Genomic DNA, 24,301 nt, shown 5'->3' with positions numbered 1-24,301 from the left:
CGCTCAGGCGGCCAGCCAGATCAGGCGATCAGCCGGCGCAGGCGGTCAATTGAGCCGCTGGCGCCATTCCGCCGCCAGGCCGCGGGCGCGCTGCGCCGCCTCACTGCCGGACGGCACCTGCGCCAGGAACCGGTCCAGGCAGGCCAGCGCCGCGCCCATGCGGTCCAGGCGCTGGTTCATCAGCGCCGCCTCGCGCCACAGCAGCGGGGTGGCGGGGGCGAAGCGCAGCACGTCCTCGGTGCAGGCCAGGGCGCCGGCCACGTCGCCGGCCTGCAGGCGGCGCAGCTTCAGGTTGTTCTGCAGCCGCACCAGCACCGCCCGCTTGCCCACCGCCGCCAGATAGGAGCGATGCAGCTCGGCGGCGCCGCCCTGCACCTGCTTCAGCAGCTCGCGCAGCTCGGCGGCGGAGAGCGCCGGGCCGGGGTTGAACGGGTCCAGCACGGCGGGGCCCTCCTGGCCCTCCACCGCGATCAGGAAGTGGCCGGGGAAATCCAGCCCCCAGGCGTTCCAGCCCGCCGCCTCGGCGGCGTGCAGCCACAGGATGCCGAGCGCCACCGGCAGGCCGCGCCGACGCTCGGTGACGCGGATCAGGTTGGCATTCTCCGCCGCGTCATACCGCGCCGTGTCGCCGGCATAGCCGAAGCGGTCCTGCATCAGCGCGCGCAGCACCGCGGCGCGGCGGGCGCCGTCCCCGGCATCGGCCGCGGGATCGGCGGTCGCGGCCTCCACGGCGGCGCGGGCCAGCTCGGTCAGATGGGCAGCGGCGGCGCGCCAATCGGCGTCCGGCGCATCGATGCGGGCGCATTGCAGCGCCACGGTGGCGAGGTCCAGCTCCTCATCCGGGAGCTGCCCCGCGGCGTCCAGCGCGGTGCGCGCTTCCGCCTCGGCGGTGATGTCGGCCATGTCGGGTGAAAGGGTGGCGATGCGGCGGCGGCCGATCAAGATCCGCCGCCGCAGATCGGCGCGCCTCAGCCGCGCGCCAGCATCGGGCCGAGCGGCTTGCCGCCGAAGATGTGGACGTGGAAATGCGGCACTTCCTGCCCGGCATCGGCGCCCATGTTGGTCAGCACCCGGAAGCCCTGGTTCTCCAGCCCGAGCTGCCGCGCCACCTGGGCCACGGCGCGCCAGAAGCCGGCCACCTCCTCCGGGCTGGCCTGGGCGGAGAAATCCGCCACCGAGACATAGGCGCCCTTCGGGATCACCAGCACATGCACCGGGGCCTGCGGCGCGATGTCGTGGAAGGCCAGGGCGTGCGCGTCGTCATAGACCTTTCGCGCCGGGATCTCGCCGCGCAGGATGCGGGCGAAGATGTTGCCGTCATCATAGGGCGGCAGGCCGGACACTGGCATGGCGGTTCCTTTCGTGAAGCGTCAGGGCAGCTTGGTGGTCTCGGCGGCGCGCAGGATGCCCTTGGGCCGGGACGCCTTCTCGACGATGCCGGAGATGCCCTCGCGCCGGGTCAGCTCCGACCACACCTCGTCCGGCCGGATGCCGGCATCCACCCACAGCACGATCAGGTGATACAACAGGTCGGCGCTCTCCAGCACGGTTTCGCGGCGGTTGCCGAGCGTCGCCTCGATGACGCATTCCACCGCCTCCTCGCCCAGCTTCTGCGCCACCTTGGGCGTGCCGCGCGCCATCAGCCGGGCGGAATGCGACTGAGTGGTGTCGCCGGACAGGCGGCGCGCTTCCACTGTGTCCCACAGCCGCTGCAGCACGTTGACGTCACCCGGCGCCGCCACGTCCAGCGGCGCCAGGTGGCGCGCCTCGGCCCGCAGAGTGGCCTTGCGCGGCGCCGCCGCGGCGGGGATCGCGTCGGGCATCGGCAGCGCCCTCGCCGCCTTCGGCACCGCCTTGGTCTTCACGGCCGCCCTCTTTGGCAGCGCCTTGGCCTTCACTGGCTTCTTTTTCGCGTCCTTCGCCATTCAGGCCACCTTTCCCAGCAGAACCGGGCGCACCGGCAGGCCGGCGGCGGCCAGTGCCGCCTTGGCCTCTCCGATGCGCATCTCCCCATAGTGAAACACGCTGGCGGCCAGCAGGCCGGTCGCGCCGGCCTCGGCCCCCTGCACGAAGTGCCGCGCCTCGCCGACGCCGCCTGACGCCACCAGCGGCAGCCGCACCCGCCGCCGCAGCGCCCGCAGCAGGTCGAGGTCGAAGCCCGATTTGGTGCCGTCGCGGTCCATCGAGGTCACCAGCAGCTCGCCGGCGCCGAGCGAGGCCATGCGCGCCGCCCAGTCCAGGGCGTCGATGCCGGTGGCGCGGCGGCCGCCATGGGTGAAGATTTCCCACCGGCCGGACGACACGGCGCGGGCATCGATCGCCACCACGATGGCCTGGGAGCCGAAGGCCTCGGCCGCGCGGCGCACCAGGTCGGGGTCGGACACGGCGGCGGAGTTGATGGATGCCTTGTCGGCCCCGGCCAGCAGCAGGCGGCGCACATCCTCCACCGAGCGCACCCCGCCGCCGACGGTGAGCGGGATGAACACCTCGGCCGCGGTGCGCGACACCACGTCGTACATGGTGTCGCGGTTCTCATGCGTCGCACCGATGTCGAGGAAGGTGATCTCGTCGGCTCCCTCTCGGTCATAGGCGCGGGCCTGCTCCACCGGGTCACCGGCATCGCGGAGCGCGACGAAGTTCACCCCTTTCACAACCCGCCCGTCCTTGACGTCCAGGCACGGAATCACTCGCAAGGCCAGCATGGCGGGGCCCTCTGCACCACGACGTGGGGAATGGGTAAGGCGATGCGCCCGGTTGCGCCCCTGGTCAAGAGCATGGAACCGAAAAGCGCCTGTCCGGCCCCGGTTACAGCCGCGCAAGATCCCGGAGCCGCGAATCCCGGACCGCAATCGCGGTGCCGGGGGCGGCCACGCGTCGTTTAGGCGCTGGTCATGGCGCTCCGGCGCCCGCGAGATGCTCCGCCAGCCGCCGCGCATGGGACGGCAGCAGGTCGAGCCGGCGCACCACCACCAGGAGGCGGCGCTCGGCCCAGGCATCCTCCAGCGGCACCAGAACCAGGCCGGCGCTGTCCCTCCGCGGGTCCGCCGGGTGGCCCATCCAGCGGGCCGCCGCCGCTTCCGGGATCACGGCGACACCGGCGCCGAGCGCCACCATCCGGCAGGCGGCGTCCAGCCCCCGCACCCGTACGCGCACCCGCACCTGCGCGCCCGTCCGCGCCGCGTGCCGGGCCAGGTGCCCGCCCAGGGCGCTGTGATCCGACAGGCCGATGAACTCGCTGGCCAGCGCCTCGGCGAAGGCGATCCGCTGGCGCCCGGCCAGAGCGTGCCCCGGCGGCACGGCCAGCACCAGGCGGTCCCGGCGGAACGGCCGGGCCTCCAAGCCCGACAGGTCGGCATGGTCGGCGGCGATGCCGATCTCGGCCAGCCCTTCCGCGACGGCCCGCGCGACCTCGGGGCTGGGCAGTTCGTCGAGGTCCACGTCCACATTCGGGTTGGCCAGCAGGAAGCCGGCCAGGATCTCCGGCAGGAACTCGGCCGCCGCAGCCGTGTTGGCGAGCAGGCGCACATGGCCCTTCAGCCCGTGCGCGAACTCGCCCAGCTCGCCGCGCATCCGTTCCATCTGCCCGGTCATCACCCGGGCATGGTGCAGCAGCGTGCGGCCCGCCGGCGTCGGCACCACGCCGCGGCGGCCGCGCTCCAGCAGCGGCACGCAGGCCTGCGCCTCCATGCCCCGCACCCGGGCGCTGGCCGAGGCCAGGGCGAGGCCGGAGCGCGCGGCGCCGGCCGTGATGCTTCCGGCCTCGGCCACGTGCAGGAACAGGCGCAGATCCGTGAGGTCGAAATGCATCAGCCGTGTTCGGGGGCGGGTGCCTCTGTGGGTGCCGAAGGCAGGCTACACCACTCCCGCATTGTGGCGAGCCCGTGCCGGCCGCAGCCTGGCGATCATGAGCGACAGCATCTTCTCCATCCCCATCATCGCCGGCACCTTTCTGCTTGCCGGCGTGGTGAAGGGCGTGATCGGCCTCGGCCTGCCCACCGTGGCGATGGGCCTTCTCGGCCTCGTCATGCCGCCGGTGCAGGCCGCGGCCCTGCTGCTGGTGCCTTCGCTGGTGACCAATCTCTGGCAGCTTCTCGCCGGACCGCGCTTCGGCGCGCTGCTGCGCCGCCTGCGGGGCATGATGCTCGGCATCGCCCTCGGCACCGTCGCGGGCTCCGGCCTGATCGCCGGCCCGGCGACCGGGGCCGCCACGACGGCGCTGGGCCTCGCCCTCGCGGCCTATGCGGTGGTCGGACTGTTCGGGCCCGCCCTGCGCGTGCCGCCGCGCGCCGAACCCTGGGCCGGCCCGGTGCTGGGCGCGGTCACCGGCGTGGTGACGGGGGCGACCGGGGTGTTCGTGATCCCGGCCGTGCCGTATCTCGCGGCGCTGGGGCTGGCGCGCGACGACCTGGTGCAGGCGCTGGGCCTGTCCTTCACCGTCTCCACCCTGGCCCTCGCCGCCGGGCTGTTCTGGCACGACGCACTGCCCCTGCAGGCCGCCGGCGCTTCCCTGCTCGCGCTGGTTCCCGCGCTGGCCGGCATGGCGCTGGGCGGGTGGCTGCGCGCCCGGGTGCGGCCGGGCACCTTCAGGCTGTGCTTCTTTCTCGGCCTGCTGGCGTTGGGGGGCGAGCTGGCCTGGCGCGGCCTGGGATGAGCCGCCCTCCCCAGGCGCCGCGGCACGGGTGGCGGCCGCGGCCGCCCGCGCGCATGCGCGCGGATCCCCGCCGCGGCCTTACTCCAGCGTCACCGCCACCCGCGCCGGCTCGGCCTGCAGGCCGGAATAGGTGACGCTCCAGGCGCCGGGCTCGGCGGGCAGGGCGGGCGAGAAGCCGCCCAGCGAGATCAGGTCGCCCGGGTGCAGCGCCGTGCCGCGCGCGGCCAGCTCCTTCACCAGCCAGGGGATGACGTTCAGCGGATGGCCGAGCAGCGCCGTGCCGGGCGCCGAGGACGGCTCCTTGCCCTCGGCCTGCAGCGTCACCGTCATGCTGCCGAGGCGGCGGGCGAAATCCTCCGTCGCTTCCGGCAGGATCGGCGCCCCCACCACGCCGAGCCGGGCGCCGACGCCGATCGCCAGGAGGTTCGGACCATTCATCTTCGACAGGTCCTCCAAGGCGAGGTCCGGCATCTCGATGAAGGGGATCACCTGGTCGATATGCCGCAGGATCTCGACGTGGTTCTCGCCCGCTTGGTTGATGCCGGCATCCTTCACGCGGACCAGAAGGTCGGCCTCGATCGCTGGCCTGGCGCCGAACTTCGCCGGCAGGGTGGCACCGGATTTCGCGCGCACCGTTTCGGCATAGATCGGGCCGGCCACGGGGTGGTCGGTGCCGAAGCGCTTCTGCGCCGCCGCGTTGGTCAGCCCGACCTTCCAGCCCACCGTGTCGCCGAGCCGCTTCTTCATCGCCTCCACCAGCTTGCCCTGGGCGCACAGGCCGTCGCGCAAGGACAGGCTGCGGCCGAAGGGCTGCACCGGCGCCTTGTCCAGCAGCGAGGCGGCCATGGCCTGCATCGCGGCGTCGTCGGGGCAGGTCAGTTCCGGCGGCGGCGCCTCGCTCGCGGCGCGGGCCGGGGACATGCCGGGGCCGGCCAGCAGGGCGAGGGCCAGCGCGGCGGCGGAAAGCGCGGTGGAATGGCGGCGCATGCGGTGGTTCTCCGTGGAGCCGGCCAGTCTAGAACAGGCTTGGCGCCGCCGCATCAGCCACGCAGCGCGGAAAGTTCCGCCGTTACCCGGCGGGCGGCGCCGGGCGGGCCCCGCCGCGCCCGGCGGAACGGGCCGCCGCAGGACGGATCAGTCCCGGGCGGCTCGGGCCAGCGGGGCTCGGTCCAGGCGGCTCAGTCCAGGCTGGCGCCCGATTCCTGAACCAGCGCCCGCCACACCGCTTCCTGCGAGGCGATGTAGGCGCCGTATTCGGCCGGGCTGCGGTCCACCACGGTGGTGAAGCCGTTCGGCTCCATCTTGGAGCGGAACTCGTCGGTGTCGACCACCTTGACGATGGCGTCGTGCAGCCGGGCGATGCGGTCGGCCGGCACCCCGGCGGGGACGTTGACGCCGTACCAGGACTGCATGTCGATGTTGGAGCCGGGCAGCAGCTCCTTCATCGCCGGCACGTTCTTCAGCTCCTCGGCAAAGGTGGTGCGCTCGGCCGAGGCGGCGGCCAGCACGCGCAGCCGGCCCTCGCGCACATGCGCCATGGAGAGCGGGATCACGTCGAACATCATGTCGATGTTGCCGGCCAGCAGGTCCTGCAGCGCCGGGGCGCCGCCGCGATAGGGCACGTGGGTGATGTCGGCGCCGGTCGCCTTGTTCACCTTGGCGATGGTGAGGTGGCTGATCGTGCCGGTGCCGGAGGAGCCCATGGTCAGCTTGCCCGGGTCCTTCTTGGCGGCCGCGATGACCTCGGCAAAGCTCTTGTAGGGGCTGTTGCTGTTCACCGTCATGTAGACCGTGCCGGTGGTGACGCGGGTCACCGGCGCCAGATCCTTCAACGGGTCGATCGGCATCGACTTGGTGTAGAGGAACTTGTTGGCCGCCAGGATGGAGGCGGCGCCGAGCAGCAGGGTGTGCCCATCCGGCTCGGACCGCGCGGCCTCGGCGGCGCCGAGATTGCCGCCGGCGCCGCCGCGGTTGTCCACCACCACGCTCTGGCCCAGCACCGGCTGCAGCATCTGCGCCATCAGGCGGCCGGTCATGTCAACCGAGCCGCCCGCCGCATAGGGCACCACGATGCGCAGCGTGCGGGACGGAAAGCCGGCCTGCGCGCGGACAACCGCCGGCGCGGCCAGGGCGGCGGGGAAGGCGGCGGCGCCCAGCAGGGCACGACGGCGGATGGTCATGGCGTTGGGAACTCCGTGGGATCCGCGGCCGTTCTGGCGCAGCATTCCGCGCGCATCAAGCAGGATTACATGCGCGCAAGGCTATGGATCAGCACCGCCGCCGCCACGGACACGTTCAGGCTTTCCACCACGCCGGACCCCGGCAGCGTCACCCGGGCGGCGCAGGCGGCCAGCGTCGCCTCCGGCAGGCCGCCCTCCTCATTGCCCAGCACCAGGGCGATCGGCCGGTCGCGCGGCACCGCCCCGGGCGCCATGCCGCCGCGCGCCACGGCGGCCACCGTGAGGCAATGCGGCGCCAGCCGGTGCAGCGCGCCGGGCAGGTCGGGCGCGCGCACCAGCTCCAGCGCCTCCAGCCCGCCCTCGCTGGTGCGGAAGGCGGCGTCGGACACGCCGGCCTGGCGCGGATCGCCCGACAGCATCAGCGCGCCGCAGCCGAAGAACGCCGCCGAGCGGGCGATGGCGCCGAGGTTGTGCGGGTTGCCGATGCCGTCCAGCACCGGCAGCAGCCCGGCGCGGAACATCGGCTCGGGCAGGATGTCCGGCAGGATGTCCGGCAGGCGCGGCACGCGGCGGGGCGTGGCCACGGCCACGATGCCGCCATGGTGGGTGGTGCCGGCGATCTTTGCCAGCTCCTCCGGCGGCACCTCCCGGTAGGGCTTCTTGTCGCGCGCCATGCGGGCGCAGAACGGCCCGGCCACCTCCCGGCGCGACTCGGCGTAGAACAGGCGCAGCACCGCTTCCGGGCGGCGCACAAAGGCAGCGCCGACGGCGGCGGGGCCGCACAGCCGGTCAGGTTCCGGGGCGGGGGGACGGACAGGGCCGGGAGGCGGCCGGCGGGTCGGGGGTTGGGGCATCGGCGCGCGATAGCACGCGGCCGGACGGGACGCTGCCCCCCTCACCGTTCCATGCTGCCGCCCCATTCCTGACGCCGGACCGGCTGCCGGGCTTTGCCCGGCGCGGAGGGCGGCCTAGGCTCCGGCAACAACACGTCACCGGAGAAACGCCATGAACCTCGCCCGCTTTCCGCGCATCCGCCTCGGCCACCTGCCGACGCCGCTGGAGCCGATGGAGAACCTGTCGAAGCATCTCGGCGGGCCGCGGCTGTGGATCAAGCGCGATGACGCGACCGGCCTGTCCACCGGCGGCAACAAGACGCGCAAGCTGGAATACCTGATGGCCGACGCGCTGGCCCAGCATGACGGCGCCGGCGCCGACACGGTGATCACCCAGGGCGCCACGCAGTCCAACCATGCGCGGCAAACAGCGGCGGCGGCGGCCAAGCTCGGTCTGGCCTGCCACATCCTGCTGGAAGACCGCACGGGGTATGAGGACGCGGCCTATGCCCGCTCCGGCAACGTGCTGCTGGACCTGCTGCACGGCGCCACGATCAGCCGCTTCCCCGGCGGCACCGACATGGCCGCCGCCATGGAGGCGCGCGCCGCCGAGCTGCGCGCGGAAGGCCACAGGCCCTACGTGATCCCGGGCGGCGGCTCCAACCCGGTGGGCGCGCTGGGCTATGTCAACGCCGCGCTGGAGCTGGTGAACCAGGCGGCCGAGATGGGGCTGCGCATCGACCACCTGGTGCACGCCACCGGCTCCTCCGGCACCCAGGCCGGGCTGGTGGCGGGGCTGGTCGCGCTAAACGCGGGCATCCCGGTGCTGGGCATCGGCGTGCGCGCGCCGCGCCCGCAGCAGGAAGCCAATGTGCTGTCCCTGGCGCAGCGCACCGCGGCGCATCTCGGCCTGCCGGAGGGCACGGTGCGGGCGGAGCATGTGGTGGCCAATTGCGACTATGTCGGCCAGGGCTACGGCATTCCGACCGAGGGCATGGTCGATGCCATCCGGCTGCTGGCCGAGAAGGAGGGCATCCTGCTCGACCCGGTTTATTCCGGCAAGGGCATGGCCGGGCTGATCGACCTGGTGCGCCAGGGCCGCTTCGGCAAGGACGAGAACGTGGTGTTCCTGCACACGGGCGGCGCGGTCGGGCTGTTCGCCTATCCGGACGCGTTCGGCGTCGGCTGACGCGTCGGGGCGCGCGTCGCGCGCGCGCCCTTCAAACCCGGCGGCGGCCGTGCCACTCTCCGCCCCCTCCTGTGGCAAGCGATAAAAGGATACGGATCATGGCGGGCGTCTTCTGGCACGGCGGCAAGTGGATGACCGAGGAGCCGAAGGTGCTCGGCCCGATGGACCACGCCTTCTGGCTGGGCTCGATCCTGTTCGACGGCGCGCGCTCCATCCGCGGCCTGGTGCCGGACCTCGACCAGCACTGCCAGCGCGTGATCCGCTCCGCCCACGCCATGATGATGCAGCCCACCCACAGCGCCGCGGAGATCGAGGCGCTGTGCCGCGAGGGCGTGGCGATGATGCCGGCCGATGCCGAGCTGTACATCCGGCCGATGTTCTTCGTGCGCCAGGGCATCGGCGCGGCGCAGCCGGATGGCCGCACCACCGAGTTCATCCTGTCGATCTACGATTCGCCGATGCCGGACGTGTCCAAGGGCTTCTCGGCCTGCATGGTGCCGTTCCGCCGCCCGGCCTCCGACATGGCGCCAACCGATGCCAAGGCGTCCTGCCTGTACCCGAACTCATCCCGCGCCGCCGGCGCGGCGCGGGAGCGCGGCTTCGACAACGCGGTGATGCGCGACCACGAGGGCAACATCGCCGAATTCGCCACCTCCAACCTGATGCTGGTCAAGGACGGGGTGGTGATGACGCCGGTCTCCAACGGCACCTACCTCGCCGGCATCACCCGCTCCCGCGTGCTCGGCCTGCTGCGGGAAGCGGGCATCGAGGCGCGCGAATGCATCGTCACCGAGCAGATGCTGCACGAGGCCGACGAGATCTTCGCCACCGGCAATTTCGGCAAGGTGCAGTATTGCACCAATTTCGAGGGCCGCGCCCTGCCGATCGGGCCGGTCGCGCAGAAGGCCCGCGCGCTGTACTTCGACTGGGCCGAGCGCACGTCGCGCCTGCTGCCCAAGGCGGCCTGATCCCCGCCCGGATGGGGCGGATCCCGGGGAGGATCCAGGACGGGAACGGCGTGGCCGTTCCCGACATCCTGCTGCAGACGGATGCGGTGCTGGTGATCAACAAGCCTGCCGGGCTTCCCGTGCATGCCGGGCCGCGCGGCGGCCCGAGCCTGGAGGACGCGTTGCCGGCGCTCGCCCTGGGCAAGAAGCGCCCGCCGCAGCCGGCCCACCGGCTCGACACCGACACCGCCGGCTGCCTGGTTCTCGGCCGCACCCGGCCGGCGCTGGCCGGGCTGGGCGCGGCCTTCGCCCAGGGGCGCGCCCGCAAGACCTACTGGGCCGTGGTGACCGGGGCGCCGGCGACCCAGTCCGGCCGCATCGACCTGCCGTTGCGCAAGGTGAGCAGCGCTGCCGCCGGCTGGCGCATCGAGGCGCATGCCGACGGCCAGCCGGCCCTGACGCGCTGGCGCGTGAAGGGGCGCGGCGCCGGCCTCACCTGGCTGGAATTGCGGCCCGAGACCGGCCGCACCCACCAGCTGCGCGTGCATTGCGCCGCCCAGGGCTGGCCGATCCTGGGCGATCCGTTCTACGGCACGGCCGCGCCGGGCGGACTGCACCTGTTGGCGCGCACCATCGCCCTGCCCCCGATCCCCTTGGCATCTGGTTCCCTGGCGTCTGGTTCCCGCTCCCCTGTTCCCCAGGCCCTGATCCCTTCCCTTGAGGCCACCGCGCCGGTGCCGGTGGCGATGCGCGCCGCCTTCGCCGCCTGCGGCTGGCAGGACGAACCCTGATGCCGCTGCCCCGCGTCGCCGCCGACCTCACCCTGGTCCGGGACTGGCTGGAGCGCCGCTTCGCCACCACCCGGCTGCGCGACACGGTGCGGCAGAGCGAACTGGGCATCATCGCCCTGGGCATCGTGGCCGGGGCGGTGAGCGGGCTGCTGGCGTCGTTGCTGGGGCTGGCGGCGAAGGGGCTGCACGCCCTGTTGTTCGGCCCCGAGAGCCGCCATGGCCTGAGCGCCATCCGCGAGGTCGACCCGCTGGTGCTGCTGCTGGCTCCGGCAACGGGCGGGCTGCTGCTGGCCGGACTCGGCGTGCTGATCGCCCGGTACTGGCCGCACGCGCCGATCGACCCGATCGAGGCCAACGCGCTGCATGGCGGCCGCATGTCGCTGATGGATGGGGTGGTGGTGGGGGCGCAGAACCTGGTATCCAACGGCTTCGGCGCCTCGGTGGGGCTGGAGGCGGCCTACACCCAGGCGGGCGGCGGCGTGGCCTCGCGGCTCGGGCGCTCCTTCGGGCTGCGGCGCGGCGACCTGCGGGTGCTGGTGGGCTGCGGCGCCGCGGGCGCCATCGCCGCCTCCTTCCAGGCGCCGCTGACCGGCGCCTTCTACGCCTTCGAGCTGGTGATCGGCGCCTATGCCATCGCGCATCTGGCCCCGGTGCTGGCGGCGGCGGTGACCGGCACGATGGTGGCGCGCGTGCTGGGCGGCACCACGCCGGTGATCTCCGGCGGCGTGGCGCCGCCCGACTGGGACGACATGCTGGTGGCGCTGGTGGTCGGCCTGTTCTGCGCGTTGGCCGCCATCGCGCTGATGCGCGGCGTCACCGTGACCGAGGCGACGCTGCGCCGGGTGATTCCCTGGAGCTGGGCGCGGCCGGCGGTGGGCGGGCTGATGGTGGGCACGCTGGCGCAGGCGACGCCCGCCGTGCTCTCGGCCGGCCACGGCGCGCTGCACGTCACCTTCATGGTGGAAGGCCCGGCCCTGCCGCTGCTGGTGCTGCTGGTGCTGAAGGCGCTGGCCTCCGCCATCTCGATCGGCGCCGGCTTCCGCGGCGGGCTGTTCTTCGCCTCGCTGCTGCTCGGCGGGCTGCTCGGCAAGCTGATGGCGACGCCGGCGGCGTGGCTCGGCATCACCGTGGACCCGCTGCTGACCGCCATCGTCGGCATGAGCGCGTTCGGCGCGGCGGTGATCGGCGCGCCGCTGGCGATGACCTTTATCGCGCTGGAAACCACCGGCGACTTCGCCGTGGCGGGCCTCGCCGTGGCGGCGGTGATCGTGTCCACCACCACCACGCGGCGGTTGTTCGGCTATTCCTTCGCTACCTGGCGCTTTCACCTGCGCGGCGAATCGATCCGCTCGGCGCATGACATTGGCTGGCTGCAGGACCTGACGGTGGGCAAGCTGATGCGGCGCGAGGTGCGCACGGTGCGCACCGACACACGCATCTCCTCCTTCCGCCGCGACTTCCCGCTGGGCGCCATGGAATACGTGGTGGCGCTGGATCCGGCGGAGCGGTACGCCGGGCTGATCTACGTGGCCGAGGCGCATGCGCCGGAGCGCGACGACGGCGACACCGTGGCAACGCTGGTGCATCTGGCGGACCAGGTGCTGCTGCCGGCGCAGAACGCCAAGCAGGCCATGGCGCTGTTCGACGCCAGCGACGCGGAAGCGCTGGCGGTGGTGGACCAGCGCGACACCTCCCGCGTGCTGGGGTTGCTGAAGGCGTCCCACCTGCTGCGCCGCTACAGCGAGGAGCTGGACAAGCGGCGGCAGGACGAGCTGGGGCTGCCCGGCTAGCCCTGGCTGCCGCCCGGCACCCAGAGCACGTCGCCGCCGGCATTCAGCGCGCGCGACAGCACGAAGAGATGGTCCGACAACCGGTTCAGGTAGCGGATCGCCGCCGGGTTCACCGCCTCGGCGGCGGCCAGCGCCACCACCACGCGCTCCGCCCGCCGCGCCGCGGTGCGGGCCAGATGCGCATGCGCCGCCGCCGGCGTGCCGCCGGGCAGCACGAAGGAGCGCAGCGGCGGCAATTCGGCGTTCATCGCCGCGATCTCGGCGTCCAGCCGAGCGCAATGCGCATCGGCGACGCGCAGCCGCCCCTCGGCACTGTCGCCCGGAACGCAGAGATCCGCGCCCAGGTCGAATAGGTCGTTCTGGATGCGCGCCAGCATGGCATCGTGCGGATCGCCGCGGGTTTGCAGCCGCAGCAGGCCGAGCGTCGCATTGGCCTCGTCCACCGCGCCGATCGCCTCGATGCGCAGCGAATCCTTGGCCACGCGCGAACCGTCGCCGAGCGAGGTCTGCCCGGCATCGCCGCCGCGCGTGGTGATGACGTCCAGGCGAACCATGAGCCGGCCTCCGCGCTGCATGCGCCGCACAGCCTATGGCAAGGCAGGCGGGCTTTGCCAAGGTAGACGCCGCCGTTGAACTTTCCGGCACCCGGGTCACGCGGGATTGTTGAGCTTCCGCAAGATTCTATGCTCGCCATCCACCGGAGACAGAACGACATGGCGACGATCCGAGGCACCAACAACAATGATAACCTGGGCGGCGGACCCACCAACGACATCCTGTACGGCGCGGCCGGCGAAGACCGGCTCTTTGGCGGCGCCGGCAATGACTGGCTGATCCCCGGCCCGGGCGCCGTCCAGTCCGTATCCGGTGAGGCCGGCATCGACACCTTCGTGTCGGATTACGCGGCAGCGCAGACGCAGTTCTTCGCCAGCGGCCCGGCGCGCAACCCGGCCGGCCCCGGCCAGACCTACACCGTTGACGGCATCGAGGCCTGGGAATTCGCCGATGGCCGCTACACCGCTGATGTGCAGGACATCGCCGCGCAAGTGTACCGGCTCTACCAGGCCGCCTTCGATCGCGCGCCGGATGATTACGGGCTGTCCTTTCACCTCGACCGGCTAGCGGCCCAGCAGCTGGAGCAGCCGGGCGGCGCGAGCCTCGAGCAGATCGCGCTGGATTTCACCAATTCGGCCGAGTTCACCGCCACCTACGGTCCGCTTTCGGACGAGGCCTTCGTCACCCAGCTCTACCGCAACGTGCTGGGGCGCGACCCGGATTCGCCCGGCCTGCAGAGCTGGCTCGCCATTCTGCCGCAGATCGGTCGTGGCGGCACACTGCTCGGCTTTTCCGAAAGCGCCGAGAACGTTGAGCAGTCCCGCCCCACCTTCGATGCGGGGTTGTGGGTGAACGATTGGAAGGCCAGCCAGGTGATGCGGATGTATGACACCGTGTTCGGCCGGCTTCCCGATGCCGACGGCTTGGTGTTCTGGGATTCCGCGCTGGAGGCCGGCACGCTGGACCTGCGCGGCATCGCGGAAGGCTTCATCAACTCGGCCGAGTTCCAGGGGCGGTATGGCGGGCTGGATGACCGGGCCTTTGTTACGGCGCTGTACGAGAACACGTTGGACCGCGAGCCGGACGCGGCCGGGCTGCAGGGCTGGCTCAATGCGCTGCCGTCGCTTGGCCGCGGCGGCGTGGTTCTCGGCTTTTCCGAAAGCCTGGAGCATGTCGCGCTGACCAGCGCCAACATGACCGACCAGGGCTTCCTGCTCGGCTGACGCGGCCGGGCCGGGGCTCCGCGGAGCCCCGGCCATCCCCCTAGAGCACCAGCACGCCGTGGTGCTTGGCCTTGCCTTCCGGTTCCACATGGATGGTGATGACGGCGCTGCCCAGCTCGGATTTCAGCGCGCCCTCGATGCGGTCGCAGATCTCGTGCGCTTCCACCACGCGCATGTCGCTCGGCACCACCAGATGGAACTCCACAAAGGTATTGGGACCGGCATGCCGGGTGCGCAGGTCATGCGCTTCCAGCGCACCGGCGGCTTCCTGGGACACGAGCCTGCGGATGCGCGCCAGCAGGTCCGGCTCCACGGCCTCGTCCATCAGGCCGCCGACGCTGTCGCGCAGCAGCCGGAAGCCGGACACCAGGATGTTCACCGCCGTCAGCGCCGCCAGCAGCGGATCGAGCCACAGAATGCCGGTCAGCGCCACGGCGCCGACGCCGATCACCACGCCGGCGGAGGTCACCACGTCCGAGAACAGGTGGCGCGCATCCGCCACCAGGGCCGGGGAGCGCAGCTGCCGCCCGCGGCGGAGCAGCCTGGTCGCCCAGGCGGCATTGATCGCCGTCGCCAGCACGGACACGGCGAGGCCGGCGAGTGGCATGTCCGGCACGCGCGGCGCCAGAAAGGCGCCCCAGGCCTCGCGCAGGATCAGCAGCGCCGCGACGATGATCAGCGCGCCTTCCAGCACGGCGGAGAAATATTCGGCCTTGGCGTGGCCATAAGGATGGTTGGCGTCGGGCGGCTGCGCCGAGAGCTGCACCGCGATCAGCGCCGCCGCCGCCGCCGCCACGTTGACGATGGATTCGAGCGCATCCGCAAACAAGGCCACGCTGCCGGTGAGCCACCAGGCCAAGCCCTTGATGGCCAGCACCAGCACGGCCACCAGCAGGCTGCCAGCCGCGAGCTTTGCCGCACGCTCCATCACAATTCCTTTTTCTCGCCGGCTGTGCCGCCGCTTCTAAAGCCGCCTCTTCCCAGCGAAGCAACCGGAAAATGCCAAGCCCGGGATGGGCTTTGTACGAATCCGCACCGCAACCCGGAACGGCTTTTCGACTTCCTCCGCTGGACCCTTCAGAAAGGAAGCGAGCCGCCATGTACTTCCATGACAAGCGACTGCAATACCCCGTGCGCGTCGAGACGCCGGACCCGCTGTTCGCCCGACAGCTGCAGCAGGCGATCGGCGGCGTCGAGGGTGAGATCCGGGTTTGTCTCCAATATTTCTTCCAGGCCTGGGGCAATCGCAGTCCCAATCCGAAATACCGCGACATGCTGCTGCACACCGCCACCGAGGAGATCGGCCACATCGAGATGCTGGCCACCGCGGTGGCGCTGAACCTCGAGGAAGCGCCGCTCAGCCTGCAGGAAAGCGCGGCCGAGGCCAATCCCGTGGTGTCCGCGGTGATGGGCGGCGAGCGTCCCCGCCATGTGGTGGAAGGCATGCTGCAGCGGCACCTGCTGTCGAGCGGCCTGGCCGCGATGCCGGTGAATTCCGACGGTGTGCCGTTCGACTGCTCGCACATCTATGCCAGCGGCAACCTGGCCGGTGACATGTTCGCCAACGTCGCCGCCGAAGCCACCGGCCGCGTGCTGGCGACGCGGCTCTACAACGCTGCGCATGATCCCGGCATGAAGGACATGCTGAGCTTCCTGATCGCGCGTGACACCATGCATCAGCAGCAATGGCTGGCGGTGATCGAGGAAACCGGCGGTTCGGCCGCGCTGCCGATCCCCAACAGCTTCGACCAGTCGCTGGAGAAGCAGGAATTCTCCTACGTGTTCATGGGGACGGACGTGAACAACGTCGCTCCTCCGGAGGGCCGCTTCAACACCGGCCCGTCGCTGGACGGCAAGGGCCAGTTCTCCACCATCCAGTCGATGCCGATGGGCGAGGTTCCCGTGCTCGGCCCCGCCCGCCCGGCTTCCGGCGCTCAGGCGGAGCAGATCGGCGCCGCCGGCGTCACCAAGCGCTGACCGGCGCGGCCGGGGGCACCTGCCCCCGGCCTGCTCACACGGAGAAGTATTTCGCGCGCGGGTGGTGCAGCACGATGGCGCTGGTGGATTGCTCCGGGTGCAGCTGCCATTCGTCGCTGATGGAAACGCCGATCCGCTCCGCGCCGAGCAGCTTCAGCAGCGGCACCTGGTCCTCGAGCCGCGGGCAGGCAGGGTAGCCGAAGGAATAGCGGCCACCGCGATAGCCCTGGCTTAGCATCTTCTCCATGTCGCGGTCGTCCTCCCCGGCATAGCCGAGCTCGGCGCGGATGCGCTTGTGGACGTATTCCGCCATCGCCTCGGCCATCTCCACCGACAGGCCATGCAGGTACAGGTAATCCTGGTAGCGGTTGTCCTCGAACCATTCGCGGGCGACGTCGCTGGATTTCTGGCCCACGGTGACCACCTGCAGGCCGATCACGTCACGATGCTCCGGCCCGTCGTCGATGTCGCGCACGAAATCGGCGATGCAATCGCCATCCTGCTTGGGCTGGCGCGGCAGGGCGAAGCGCGCGGCCTCGGTGACGCCGTCCTCGGCGAACAGGATCACCTCATTGCCCTGGCCGGCGCATTTCCAATAGCCATAGATCGCCTGCGGCCGGAGGATGTTTTCCGCCTCGGCCAGGGTCAGCATCCGCTTCAGCACCGGGCGCAGCTCCTGCTTCGCCCAGCCGATGAAATCCTCCAGGCTGCGGCCCTGCTTCCGGAAGCCCCACTGGAACTGGTACAGCGAACGCTCATTGACGAAGGGCACGATGGCCTTGGGCGCCGCCTCGATCACCCGCGCGCCCCAGAAGGGCGGCGTCGGCACGGCCTCCCCGGCGGTCAGGCGGCGGCGGCGTTCCTGCGCGTAGCCCAGTTCCACCGGCGCGAAGCCGCGCGGATCGGCGGTGCCCAGCGTGCGCGTGCTGTTCTTGGACTTGCCGGAGCGCTTGGATTGCAGCGCCGCCAGGTAGTCCTCGAAGCCGTTGCCCATCACCTTGTCCATCAGGTGCAGGCCGTCAAAGGCATCGCGGGCATAGGCGACCTTGCCGTTGGCGTAGGCGCGGACGCAGTCATCCTCGACGAAGTTGCGCGTCAGCGCGGCGCCGCCCAGCAGCACTGGCACCTCGACGCCCTGGCGTGACATTTCCTCCAGGTTTTCCTTCATCACCACGGTGGATTTCACCAGCAGGCCGGACATGCCGATGGCGTGCGCCCGGTGCTCGCGCACCGCGGCCACCATGTCGTTCAGCGGCACCTTGATGCCGAGGTTGACGACCTTGTAGCCATTGTTGGTGAGGATGATGTCGACGAGGTTCTTGCCGATGTCGTGCACGTCGCCCTTCACCGTGGCGAGCACGATGGTGCCCTTCTCCTGGCCTTCGATCTTCTCCATGTGCGGCTCGAGATAGGCGACGGCGGCCTTCATGGTCTCGGCGGATTGCAGCACGAAAGGCAGCTGCATCTTGCCGGAGCCGAACAGCTCGCCCACCACCTTCATGCCATCCAGCAGGATGCCGTTGATGATGTCGAGCGGGCGGATGCCCTTGGCCAGCGCATCGGCCAGCTCGTCGTCCAGCCCCTTGCGGTCGCCATCGACGATGCGGTCCTTGAGCCGTCCCTCCACCGTCTCCGCCTTGACCTTCTTCGCCGTGTCCGCCGCCTTGCGGCCGGCGAACATCTCCAGCAGGCGCTGCAACGGATCGTAGCCTTCGCTGCGGCGGTCGAAGATCAGGTCTTCCGCGACCTTCACCTCCTCGGGCGGGATGGAGTGCAGCGGCTTGATCTTGGAGACATGCACGATGGCACCGGTCATGCCGGCCTTCACCGCGTGGTCCAGGAACACGCTGTTCAGCACGTGGCGCGAGGCCGGGTTCAGGCCGAAGGAGATGTTGGAGAGGCCCAGGATGATCTGGATGTCGGGGAATTTTTCGCGGATCAGGCGGATGCCTTCCAGCGTCCATTGCCCGAGCTTGCGGTCATCCTCGTTGCCGGTGGCGATGGTGAAGGTCAGCGGATCGATCAGCAGGTCGCTCTGCGGCAGGCCGTGCCGGTTGCAGGCGAAGTCCACCAGGCGCTCGGCGATGCGCAGCTTGTCCTCGGGCGTCTTCGCCATGCCCACCTCGTCGATGGTGAGCGCGATCACGGCGGCGCCGAACTTCTTGGCGAGCTTCAGGCGGTCGGTCGCGTGGCCCTCGCCATCCTCGAAATTGATCGAGTTGATGATCGGCTTGCCGCCATGCAGCTTCAGCGCCGCCTCGATCACCGGCGTCTCGGTGCTGTCGATCACCAGCGGCGCGTTGACCGAGCCGGTGAAGCGGCGCACCACCTCGTTCATCTCCGCCATCTCGTCGCGGCCGACGAAGGCGGTGCAGATGTCGAGCGAGTTGGAGCCCTCGCCCACCTGCTCGCGCCCGATGGAGACGCAGGCATCCCAGTCATGCGCCGCCTGCCGCTCGCGCCAGGCCTTGGAACCGTTGGCGTTGCAGCGCTCGCCGATCGAGAAGTAGCTGTTTTCCTGCCGCAGCGTGGTGGCGCCGTAAAGGCTCGCCACCTGCGGCACCCAGTGGACGCGGCGCGCCACCGGCGCCGGACGGAACCGCCCGCCATCGACGCGGCGCAGCATGGCATCCAGGGCCTGGATGTGCGGCACCGAGGTGCCGCAGCAGCCGCCGATCAGGTTGACGCCGTCCTCGGCCACGAAACGCTCCATCCAGCTCGCCATCTCGGCGGCGGCGAGCGGGTAGTGGGTCTTGCCGTCCACCAGCTCGGGCAGGCCGGCATTGGGCTGCACCGAGATCAGGCCGGGCCAGTTCTGCGCCAAGTAGCGCACGTGCTCGGCCATTTCCTGCGGGCCGGTGGCGCAGTTCAGCCCCATCAGCGGCACGTCCAGCGCCTGCACCACGGTCGCGGCGGCGGCGATGTCGGCGCCCACCAGCAGCGTGCCGGTGGTCTCCACCGTCACCTGCACAAAGATCGGGACGTCGCGGCCGGCCTCGCGCAGCGCGATCTTGGCGGCGTTCACCGCAGCCTTGATGAACAGCGTGTCCTGGTTGGTCTCGGTCAGCAGCGCGTCGGCGCCGCCGGCGATCAGGCCGCGGCACTGCTCGGTCAGCGCGGCTTCCAGCGTGTCGTAGTCGATGTGGCCAAGGCTCGGCAGCTTGGTGCCCGGGCCGATGTCGCCGATCACCCAGCGGTCGCGGCCATCGGCGAAGCTCTCGGCGGCCTCGCGCGCCAGCTCCACGGAGAGCTTGTTGATCTCGAAGGCCTTCGAGCCCAGCTCGAATTCCTCCAGCGTGATGGGCGAGCCGCCGAAGGAGTTGGTCAGCACCATGTCCGACCCGGCCTCGTAGTAGCCGCGGTGGATTTCCCGCACCAGGTCGGGGCGGGACAGGTTCAGCACCTCGGTGCAGTTCTCCTTGCCCCAGTAATCCTTCTCCACATCCAGCGTCAGCGCCTGGACACGGCTTCCCATGCCGCCGTCACAGAGCAGGACGCGGTCGCGCAGGGCTTGCAGCAGGGACGGACGGGCCATGGGATGGGCCTTTCAGAAGGTCAGAACAGGTTCGGTGGCGGGCGCCACCGTGGCGGCCAGGCGGCGTGCCGGCCAGAGGCGCACGGGAACCGGCCCCGCCACCTCGACCGCCGGCAGCGGCGCGCAGCCGGCGGCGCCGAGCCATCCGGCCAGCGCCGCGTCATCGAAGCCGGGCCAGCGATGCGCCTGCCGGGTCAGCAATTCGGTGCGCCCGTGCGGCGCCAGGTCGATCACCACCAGCATCCCGCCGGGGCGCAGCAGGCGCGCGGCCTCGGCCAGGGCGGCGGCCGGGTCCTCGGCGTAGTGCAGCACCATCTGCAGGGTCACGGCATCGAAGGCGGCATCCGGAAGCGGCACGCGGTACATGTCGGCCAGCCGCACCGAGGCGTTGCCGATGTTGCGCTCGCCGAGGCGCGCGCGGGCCAGCGCCAGCATCTCGCGGCTGGCGTCCAGCCCCAGCACGGCGCCGGCGCGCGGCGCCATCAGCTCCAGCAGCCGCCCCGTGCCGGTGCCGATATCGGCCGCGCGGCCGAGGCGTTCCGGCAGAAGCGCCAGCAGCGCCGCCTCGATCTCGGCACCCGGCAGGCCCAGGGCGCGGATCTCGTCCCAGTCGGCGCCGTCGCGGCGGAAGGCCTCGGAGGCGGCGCGGGCGCGCTCGGCGGCGATGCGGGCGCTGGCGCGGCGATCGGCGGCGACGGTGGTGTCGTCTTCCGGCAGGCGGGCCAGCACCTGCCGCACCAGCTCGGCGCCCGGCGGCAGCTGGAAATACACGTTGGCGCCTTCCGGCAGCCGCTCCAGCAGCCCGGCTTCCACCAGCAGCTTCAGGTGGCGCGACAGGCGCGGCTGCGACTGACCCAGAATGGCGCACAGCTCGGTCACGCAGAAGGCGCCGCGGGCGCACAGGGCCAGCAGGCGCAGTCGGGTCGGTTCGGCGGTGGCGCGCAATTGCGCCAGCAAGGGCTCCATGGGGCTTGCAAATGACATAAAGATATCCTTATGTCCAGGGCAATGGTCTGGTCCCTCGACGCCCGCACGCCCGTCCGCCTGCTCCCCACGCCCGACGCGCCACCCGGCGCGGTGGTGCTGGCGGAGGACGGGGCCGCCCTGCCCGGCGATGCGGTGCGCGTGGAGCATTTCGCGGCCCCTCCTGCGGCCGGCGCGCGGCCGCCCGGCGCCCATCCTGGCGGCTGCGCCTGCTGCCAGCCGCGCAGCCCAGTGGCCATCGCGCTGGACCGGCTGTTTCTAGCCCGCGCGCGCGGCGACGCGCCCTGGTTCACCGAGATCCTGGCGGTGACCCGCACCGCCGCCGGGCGCGACGCTGTCGCCGCGGCGCTGGCCGGCGACAGCGTCACCAGCGCGCGCTTCCGCTCCGGCTGACCGGCGCACGATCCGGCGAGCGGCGCGGATTTCACGTTTCATACTCGCAACGAATCCGCTAAGGCTGCCCGCCGCGAAGATGCGAAGGACGTGCCATGCCGCCAGTGATCGGCTCCATCCTGAACAGCGCCGTGGTCGAGACCCTGGCGCGTATCCTGCTTACTTTGCCCTTCTGGGGCAGCGGCCTCGCCAAGCTGCTCGATTTCAGCGGCGGCATGGCGGAGATGGCGATGTTCGGCCTGAACCCGCCTGCCCTGTTCAACACGCTGGTGCTGGTCACGCAGCTGGGTGGCTCGGCGCTGATCATCCTGAACCGCTGGACCTGGCTCGGCGCCGGGGCCCTGGGCGTGTTCACCGCGTTGACGATTCCCATCGTGCACCATTTCTGGGCCATGGACGGGGATCGCGCGATCCACGCCTTCCACACCGCCGCCGAGCATGTGGGCATGATCGGCGCGCTGGTGATCGTGTCGATCCTGGCGCACCGGCAGCAACGCGCCCGCAGCAGCCGCCTGCTCGGCGTGCCGGCGGAGTAGGCGCCCCACGCCCCGGAGTTCACGCTCCGGGGCTCAGGGCGCGGTGAGCAGTCCCACCACCGCGCCCGTCATGCAGCAGGCGATGTTGGCGGCCACCAGCGCGGGCAGGCCGAGGCGCACGATGTCGGCCCGCCGTTCCGGGCACATCGTGGTCAGCCCGCCCAGCATGATGCCGACCGAGCCGAGATTGCTGAAGCCGCACAGCGCATAGGTCAGGATCAGCCGCGAGCGCCCGTCGAGGCCGAGGCCGCCGCCCGTGGCGAAGCCCAGATAGGCCACGAACTCGTTCAACACCACCTTGAGGCCGAGGCTCGACCCCACCGTGGCCAGGTGCTCGCCGGGGATGCCCATCAGCCAGGCCAGCGGACGGAACACCAGGCCCAGCAGGGATTGCAGCGTCCAGCCGGTCAGCGGTTCCAGCATCATGTTGGCGAGCGCCGCCAGCGCCACGAACACGATCAGCGTCGCCATCACGCCGAGCAGCAATTGCAGCCCGTCCGCGGTGCCCTGCACCACCGCCTCCATGGCGCTGTCATACAGGCGCGGCGCCGCCATCTCGTCCGGCAGCACCGCGGCACCGGCGCCGGCCGCTGGAACGGCCGGCGGGCGCATCAGCGCGGCGGCGAGAACGCTGGCCGGGGCGCAGATCAGGCTGGCGGTCAGCAGCTGGCCGGCCGCGCCGGGCACCACCGGGGCCAGCAGCGTGGCGTAGATCACCAGCATGTTGCCGGCAATGGTGGCGAGGCCGGCCACCATCACCATGAACAGCTCCGCCTGGCTCAGCCGCGCCAGCCAGGGACGGATCAGCAGCGGCGCCTCCACCATGCCGAGGAACACGTTGGCGGCGACGGAGAACCCGGCCGCGCCGGAAATGCCGAAGGCGCGGCGCAGCAGCACCGAAAGGCCGCGCACCACCAGCGGCAGGATGCGCCAGTGGTACAGCAGCGCCGACAAGGCGCCCACCACCAGCAGCAGCGGCAGCGCCTGGAAGAACAGGATAAAGCCGCCGTCCGGCCGGGTTTCCTGAAACGGCAGCGGCGCGCCGCCGAGATAGCCGAACACCAGCGCCGTGCCCGCCTGGGTCGCGGCGGAGAGCGCCTCCACCCCCTTGCCCAGCCCGTCAAAGGTGGCGCGCAGCGGCGGCAGTTCCAGCAGCAGCGCGGCCAGCCCGATCTGCAGCGCCAGCCCGGCGGCCAGGATGCGCCAGGGGATAGGGCGGCGGAAGCCGCCGCAGGCCCAGGCCAGCGCCGCCAGCCCGACCAGGCCGAGCGCGGATTGCGCCTGCAGCAGGCTCATTCGCCGCCGGCCACCCCGGCCACCGGGACCGGCAGGGCGGGCGCGGCCGCGGGCGCGTCGTCCATCTCGGCGGATTCGATGCGGGCGCCGATGCGCAGGATCTTGTCGGTGCTGATGTCGATCATGCGGATATCGTCCTGCGCCTGGGTGAAATGCGACTTCAGCTTGCCCACCCGGTCGTTCAGCCGGTTGAGGTCGGCCATCAGCCGCGCCACCTCCTCGCGGATGCGCCCCGCCTGGGCACGCATCCGCACGTCCTGCATCAGCGAGCGCATGGCCGAGAGCATCGCCCACAGGGTGGTGGGGGAGGCAATGTAGACACGCCGCCGCTGCGCCTCGTCCACCACCGCGGTGAAGCCGGTGTGCAGCTCGGCGAACACCGCCTCGGAAGGCACGAACAGGATGGCGGCGTCGGCCGTCTCGCCGGGGATCAGGTATTTGCGGGCGATGTCGTCGACGTGGCGGCGCATGTCGGCGCTGAACTGGCGGCCGGCGGCGGTGCGGGCGCCGACATCCTCGGCGGCGTCGCGCCAGCTCTGCCAGGCTTCCAGCGGGAATTTGCTGTCCACCGCCACCGGGCCCGGCGGATAGGGCAGCTGGATCAGGCAGTCGCAGCGCGCGCCGGTGGACAGGGTGTGCTGCCAGGAGAAGCCGTCCGGCGGCAGCCGGTCCTCGATCAGCTGGCGCAGCTGCATCTCGCCGAAGGCGCCGCGCTGCTGCTTGTTGCCCAGGATGGCGGCGAGGTTGGTGACCTGCCCGCCCAGCGCCTCCATGTTGGCCCGCGCCGCGTCGATCACCGCCAGCCGCTCCTGGATCTGCCCCGCCGTGTCCTGCGCCCGCTGCGCCTGCTCGGCCAGGTTGCGCGCCAGCTTCTCGCCCTGCGTCGCCAGCGCCGCGTCCAGCCGCTCGTTCTGCGCCGCGATGGCCTGGTTCAGCGCGAGGCCGGTCGCCGCCATGCGGTCGTTCTGCTTGCCGAGGGCATGGGCGATGCTGTCGGTGATGCCCTGGGTGGAGCGCGCCAGACGGTCGGCCATGGCCCGCTCCTGCGCCGCCAGCCGGTCGTTCTGCGCGCGCAGCGCCGCGTCGAGGCGGCGGGCGGACAGGTCCAGCCGCTCGGCCAGGGCGTGGTCCTGCTGGGCGAGGCGATCGGCGGTCAGCGCGGCGAGGCGTTCCTGGGTGCCCGCCACCGCTTCCAGCTTGCCGGCCAGCAGCGCCAGGGCATCGGCCGGCACCGCTGGGGTGGGGCGGCGCAGGGCCAGAACCAGCAGCAGCAGGGCCACCGGTACGGCCGCGAGAGACAAGGGCAGCAGCCAGTCCGGCATGCGCGACTCCAGGCAGATCGCGCCATGATAGGAACGGAAGGGGAAACAAGGCGAGGCATGGCTTGACCTTCTGTTCAGATTCGGGAAATCCTCTCAGTT

General features: G+C 71.5%; 23 protein-coding genes. 9 read left to right on the top strand and 14 right to left on the bottom strand.

Annotated elements, in window-relative coordinates; all coding sequences use genetic code 11:
* Nucleotides 1–45: 45 nt before the first annotated feature.
* The 5 genes from D2K64_RS05810 to D2K64_RS05790 all read right to left on the bottom strand — a co-directional run bounded on the left by D2K64_RS05810 (nucleotide 46) and on the right by D2K64_RS05790 (nucleotide 3,807).
* Entirely contained in the window at nucleotides 46–942 is an 897-nt protein-coding gene (locus D2K64_RS05810) for a SirB1 family protein (RefSeq protein WP_238384034.1), read from the bottom strand.
* A 26-nt stretch (nucleotides 943–968) separates the two neighbouring features.
* On the bottom strand, nucleotides 969–1,349 hold the full coding sequence (locus D2K64_RS05805; protein WP_120007236.1) for a histidine triad nucleotide-binding protein: 381 nt from the start codon (nucleotides 1,347–1,349) through the stop codon (nucleotides 969–971).
* Between the two features lie 21 nt (nucleotides 1,350–1,370).
* Complete coding sequence (locus tag D2K64_RS05800; protein WP_202910506.1) at nucleotides 1,371–1,925, bottom strand: phosphoribosyl-ATP diphosphatase; 555 nt, start codon at nucleotides 1,923–1,925, stop codon at nucleotides 1,371–1,373.
* Entirely contained in the window at nucleotides 1,926–2,702 is a 777-nt protein-coding gene (gene hisF / locus D2K64_RS05795; RefSeq protein WP_120007235.1) for an imidazole glycerol phosphate synthase subunit HisF, read from the bottom strand. It abuts the gene before it with no gap.
* 187 nt (nucleotides 2,703–2,889) lie between these two features.
* Nucleotides 2,890–3,807 carry a LysR family transcriptional regulator gene (locus D2K64_RS05790; RefSeq protein ID WP_120007234.1) on the bottom strand — a complete coding sequence of 306 codons (918 nt, stop codon included), beginning with the start codon at nucleotides 3,805–3,807 and terminating at the stop codon, nucleotides 2,890–2,892.
* A 97-nt stretch (nucleotides 3,808–3,904) separates the two neighbouring features.
* On the opposite strand from D2K64_RS05790, the gene D2K64_RS05785 reads away from it, so the two are divergent.
* Nucleotides 3,905–4,651, top strand: a complete 747-nt coding sequence (locus tag D2K64_RS05785) for a sulfite exporter TauE/SafE family protein (RefSeq protein WP_120007233.1) — start codon at nucleotides 3,905–3,907, stop codon at nucleotides 4,649–4,651.
* 78 nt (nucleotides 4,652–4,729) lie between these two features.
* On the opposite strand, the gene D2K64_RS05780 is transcribed toward D2K64_RS05785, so the two are convergent.
* From D2K64_RS05780 to D2K64_RS05770, 3 genes are all read right to left on the bottom strand, one after another.
* A complete protein-coding gene (locus tag D2K64_RS05780) occupies nucleotides 4,730–5,638 on the bottom strand; it encodes a 2-keto-4-pentenoate hydratase (RefSeq protein ID WP_120007232.1) in 909 nt (302 codons plus the stop codon).
* A 191-nt stretch (nucleotides 5,639–5,829) separates the two neighbouring features.
* Nucleotides 5,830–6,831, bottom strand: coding sequence for a Bug family tripartite tricarboxylate transporter substrate binding protein (locus D2K64_RS05775; protein ID WP_120007339.1), 1,002 nt, complete (start codon nucleotides 6,829–6,831; stop codon nucleotides 5,830–5,832).
* A gap of 65 nt (nucleotides 6,832–6,896) precedes the next feature.
* The gene (locus tag D2K64_RS05770; RefSeq protein WP_120007231.1) at nucleotides 6,897–7,685 is read right to left on the bottom strand and encodes a TrmH family RNA methyltransferase; all 789 of its coding nucleotides are present in this window, start codon (nucleotides 7,683–7,685) and stop codon (nucleotides 6,897–6,899) included.
* Nucleotides 7,686–7,836: 151 nt separating this feature from the next.
* Here D2K64_RS05770 and cuyA point away from each other — a divergent pair, with 151 nt between their 5' ends.
* The 4 genes from cuyA to D2K64_RS05750 all read left to right on the top strand — a co-directional run bounded on the left by cuyA (nucleotide 7,837) and on the right by D2K64_RS05750 (nucleotide 12,381).
* Nucleotides 7,837–8,853, top strand: coding sequence for a D-cysteate sulfo-lyase (gene cuyA / locus D2K64_RS05765; protein WP_120007230.1), 1,017 nt, complete (start codon nucleotides 7,837–7,839; stop codon nucleotides 8,851–8,853).
* 98 nt (nucleotides 8,854–8,951) lie between these two features.
* The gene (locus D2K64_RS05760; RefSeq protein WP_120007229.1) at nucleotides 8,952–9,821 is read left to right on the top strand and encodes a branched-chain amino acid aminotransferase; all 870 of its coding nucleotides are present in this window, start codon (nucleotides 8,952–8,954) and stop codon (nucleotides 9,819–9,821) included.
* Nucleotides 9,822–9,871: 50 nt separating this feature from the next.
* Entirely contained in the window at nucleotides 9,872–10,591 is a 720-nt protein-coding gene (locus D2K64_RS05755; RefSeq protein ID WP_238384033.1) for an RluA family pseudouridine synthase, read from the top strand.
* Nucleotides 10,591–12,381, top strand: a complete 1,791-nt coding sequence (locus D2K64_RS05750; protein ID WP_120007227.1) for a chloride channel protein — start codon at nucleotides 10,591–10,593, stop codon at nucleotides 12,379–12,381. Before D2K64_RS05755 ends, D2K64_RS05750 begins: the two co-directional genes overlap by 1 nt.
* On the opposite strand, the gene D2K64_RS05745 is transcribed toward D2K64_RS05750, so the two are convergent.
* Nucleotides 12,378–12,935 (bottom strand): cob(I)yrinic acid a,c-diamide adenosyltransferase, encoded by a 558-nt coding sequence (locus tag D2K64_RS05745; RefSeq protein WP_120007226.1) that lies wholly within the window; start codon nucleotides 12,933–12,935, stop codon nucleotides 12,378–12,380. The two genes, D2K64_RS05750 and D2K64_RS05745, sit on opposite strands and share 4 nt — an antisense overlap.
* Before the next feature lie 159 nt (nucleotides 12,936–13,094).
* On the opposite strand from D2K64_RS05745, the gene D2K64_RS05740 reads away from it, so the two are divergent.
* The gene (locus D2K64_RS05740) at nucleotides 13,095–14,159 is read left to right on the top strand and encodes a DUF4214 domain-containing protein (protein WP_162306151.1); all 1,065 of its coding nucleotides are present in this window, start codon (nucleotides 13,095–13,097) and stop codon (nucleotides 14,157–14,159) included.
* 40 nt (nucleotides 14,160–14,199) lie between these two features.
* Here D2K64_RS05740 and D2K64_RS05735 read toward each other — a convergent pair whose 3' ends face one another.
* The gene (locus D2K64_RS05735) at nucleotides 14,200–15,087 is read right to left on the bottom strand and encodes a cation diffusion facilitator family transporter (RefSeq protein WP_120007224.1); all 888 of its coding nucleotides are present in this window, start codon (nucleotides 15,085–15,087) and stop codon (nucleotides 14,200–14,202) included.
* A gap of 170 nt (nucleotides 15,088–15,257) precedes the next feature.
* Here D2K64_RS05735 and D2K64_RS05730 point away from each other — a divergent pair, with 170 nt between their 5' ends.
* Complete coding sequence (locus D2K64_RS05730) at nucleotides 15,258–16,136, top strand: manganese catalase family protein (protein ID WP_120007223.1); 879 nt, start codon at nucleotides 15,258–15,260, stop codon at nucleotides 16,134–16,136.
* A gap of 34 nt (nucleotides 16,137–16,170) precedes the next feature.
* Here D2K64_RS05730 and metH read toward each other — a convergent pair whose 3' ends face one another.
* Nucleotides 16,171–19,671, bottom strand: coding sequence for a methionine synthase (metH, locus tag D2K64_RS05725; protein WP_120007222.1), 3,501 nt, complete (start codon nucleotides 19,669–19,671; stop codon nucleotides 16,171–16,173).
* A gap of 12 nt (nucleotides 19,672–19,683) precedes the next feature.
* A complete protein-coding gene (locus D2K64_RS05720) occupies nucleotides 19,684–20,655 on the bottom strand; it encodes an ArsR/SmtB family transcription factor (protein WP_456316366.1) in 972 nt (323 codons plus the stop codon).
* Nucleotides 20,656–20,667: 12 nt separating this feature from the next.
* Here D2K64_RS05720 and D2K64_RS05715 point away from each other — a divergent pair, with 12 nt between their 5' ends.
* A complete protein-coding gene (locus D2K64_RS05715) occupies nucleotides 20,668–21,048 on the top strand; it encodes a hypothetical protein (RefSeq protein ID WP_238384032.1) in 381 nt (126 codons plus the stop codon).
* Between the two features lie 95 nt (nucleotides 21,049–21,143).
* Nucleotides 21,144–21,584, top strand: coding sequence for a DoxX family protein (locus D2K64_RS05710; protein ID WP_120007220.1), 441 nt, complete (start codon nucleotides 21,144–21,146; stop codon nucleotides 21,582–21,584).
* A gap of 33 nt (nucleotides 21,585–21,617) precedes the next feature.
* On the opposite strand, the gene D2K64_RS05705 is transcribed toward D2K64_RS05710, so the two are convergent.
* Nucleotides 21,618–22,880: a NupC/NupG family nucleoside CNT transporter gene (locus D2K64_RS05705; protein ID WP_120007219.1), complete on the bottom strand. Its 1,263-nt coding sequence runs from the start codon at nucleotides 22,878–22,880 to the stop codon at nucleotides 21,618–21,620.
* Nucleotides 22,877–24,202, bottom strand: a complete 1,326-nt coding sequence (locus D2K64_RS05700; RefSeq protein WP_120007218.1) for a DNA recombination protein RmuC — start codon at nucleotides 24,200–24,202, stop codon at nucleotides 22,877–22,879. Before D2K64_RS05700 ends, D2K64_RS05705 begins: the two co-directional genes overlap by 4 nt.
* Between the last annotated feature and the right edge of the window lie 99 nt (nucleotides 24,203–24,301).

This window comes from Teichococcus vastitatis, assembly GCF_003604215.1.
GTDB lineage: Bacteria > Pseudomonadota > Alphaproteobacteria > Acetobacterales > Acetobacteraceae > Pseudoroseomonas > Pseudoroseomonas vastitatis.
This window is presented reverse-complemented; position numbering and strand designations above follow the sequence as displayed.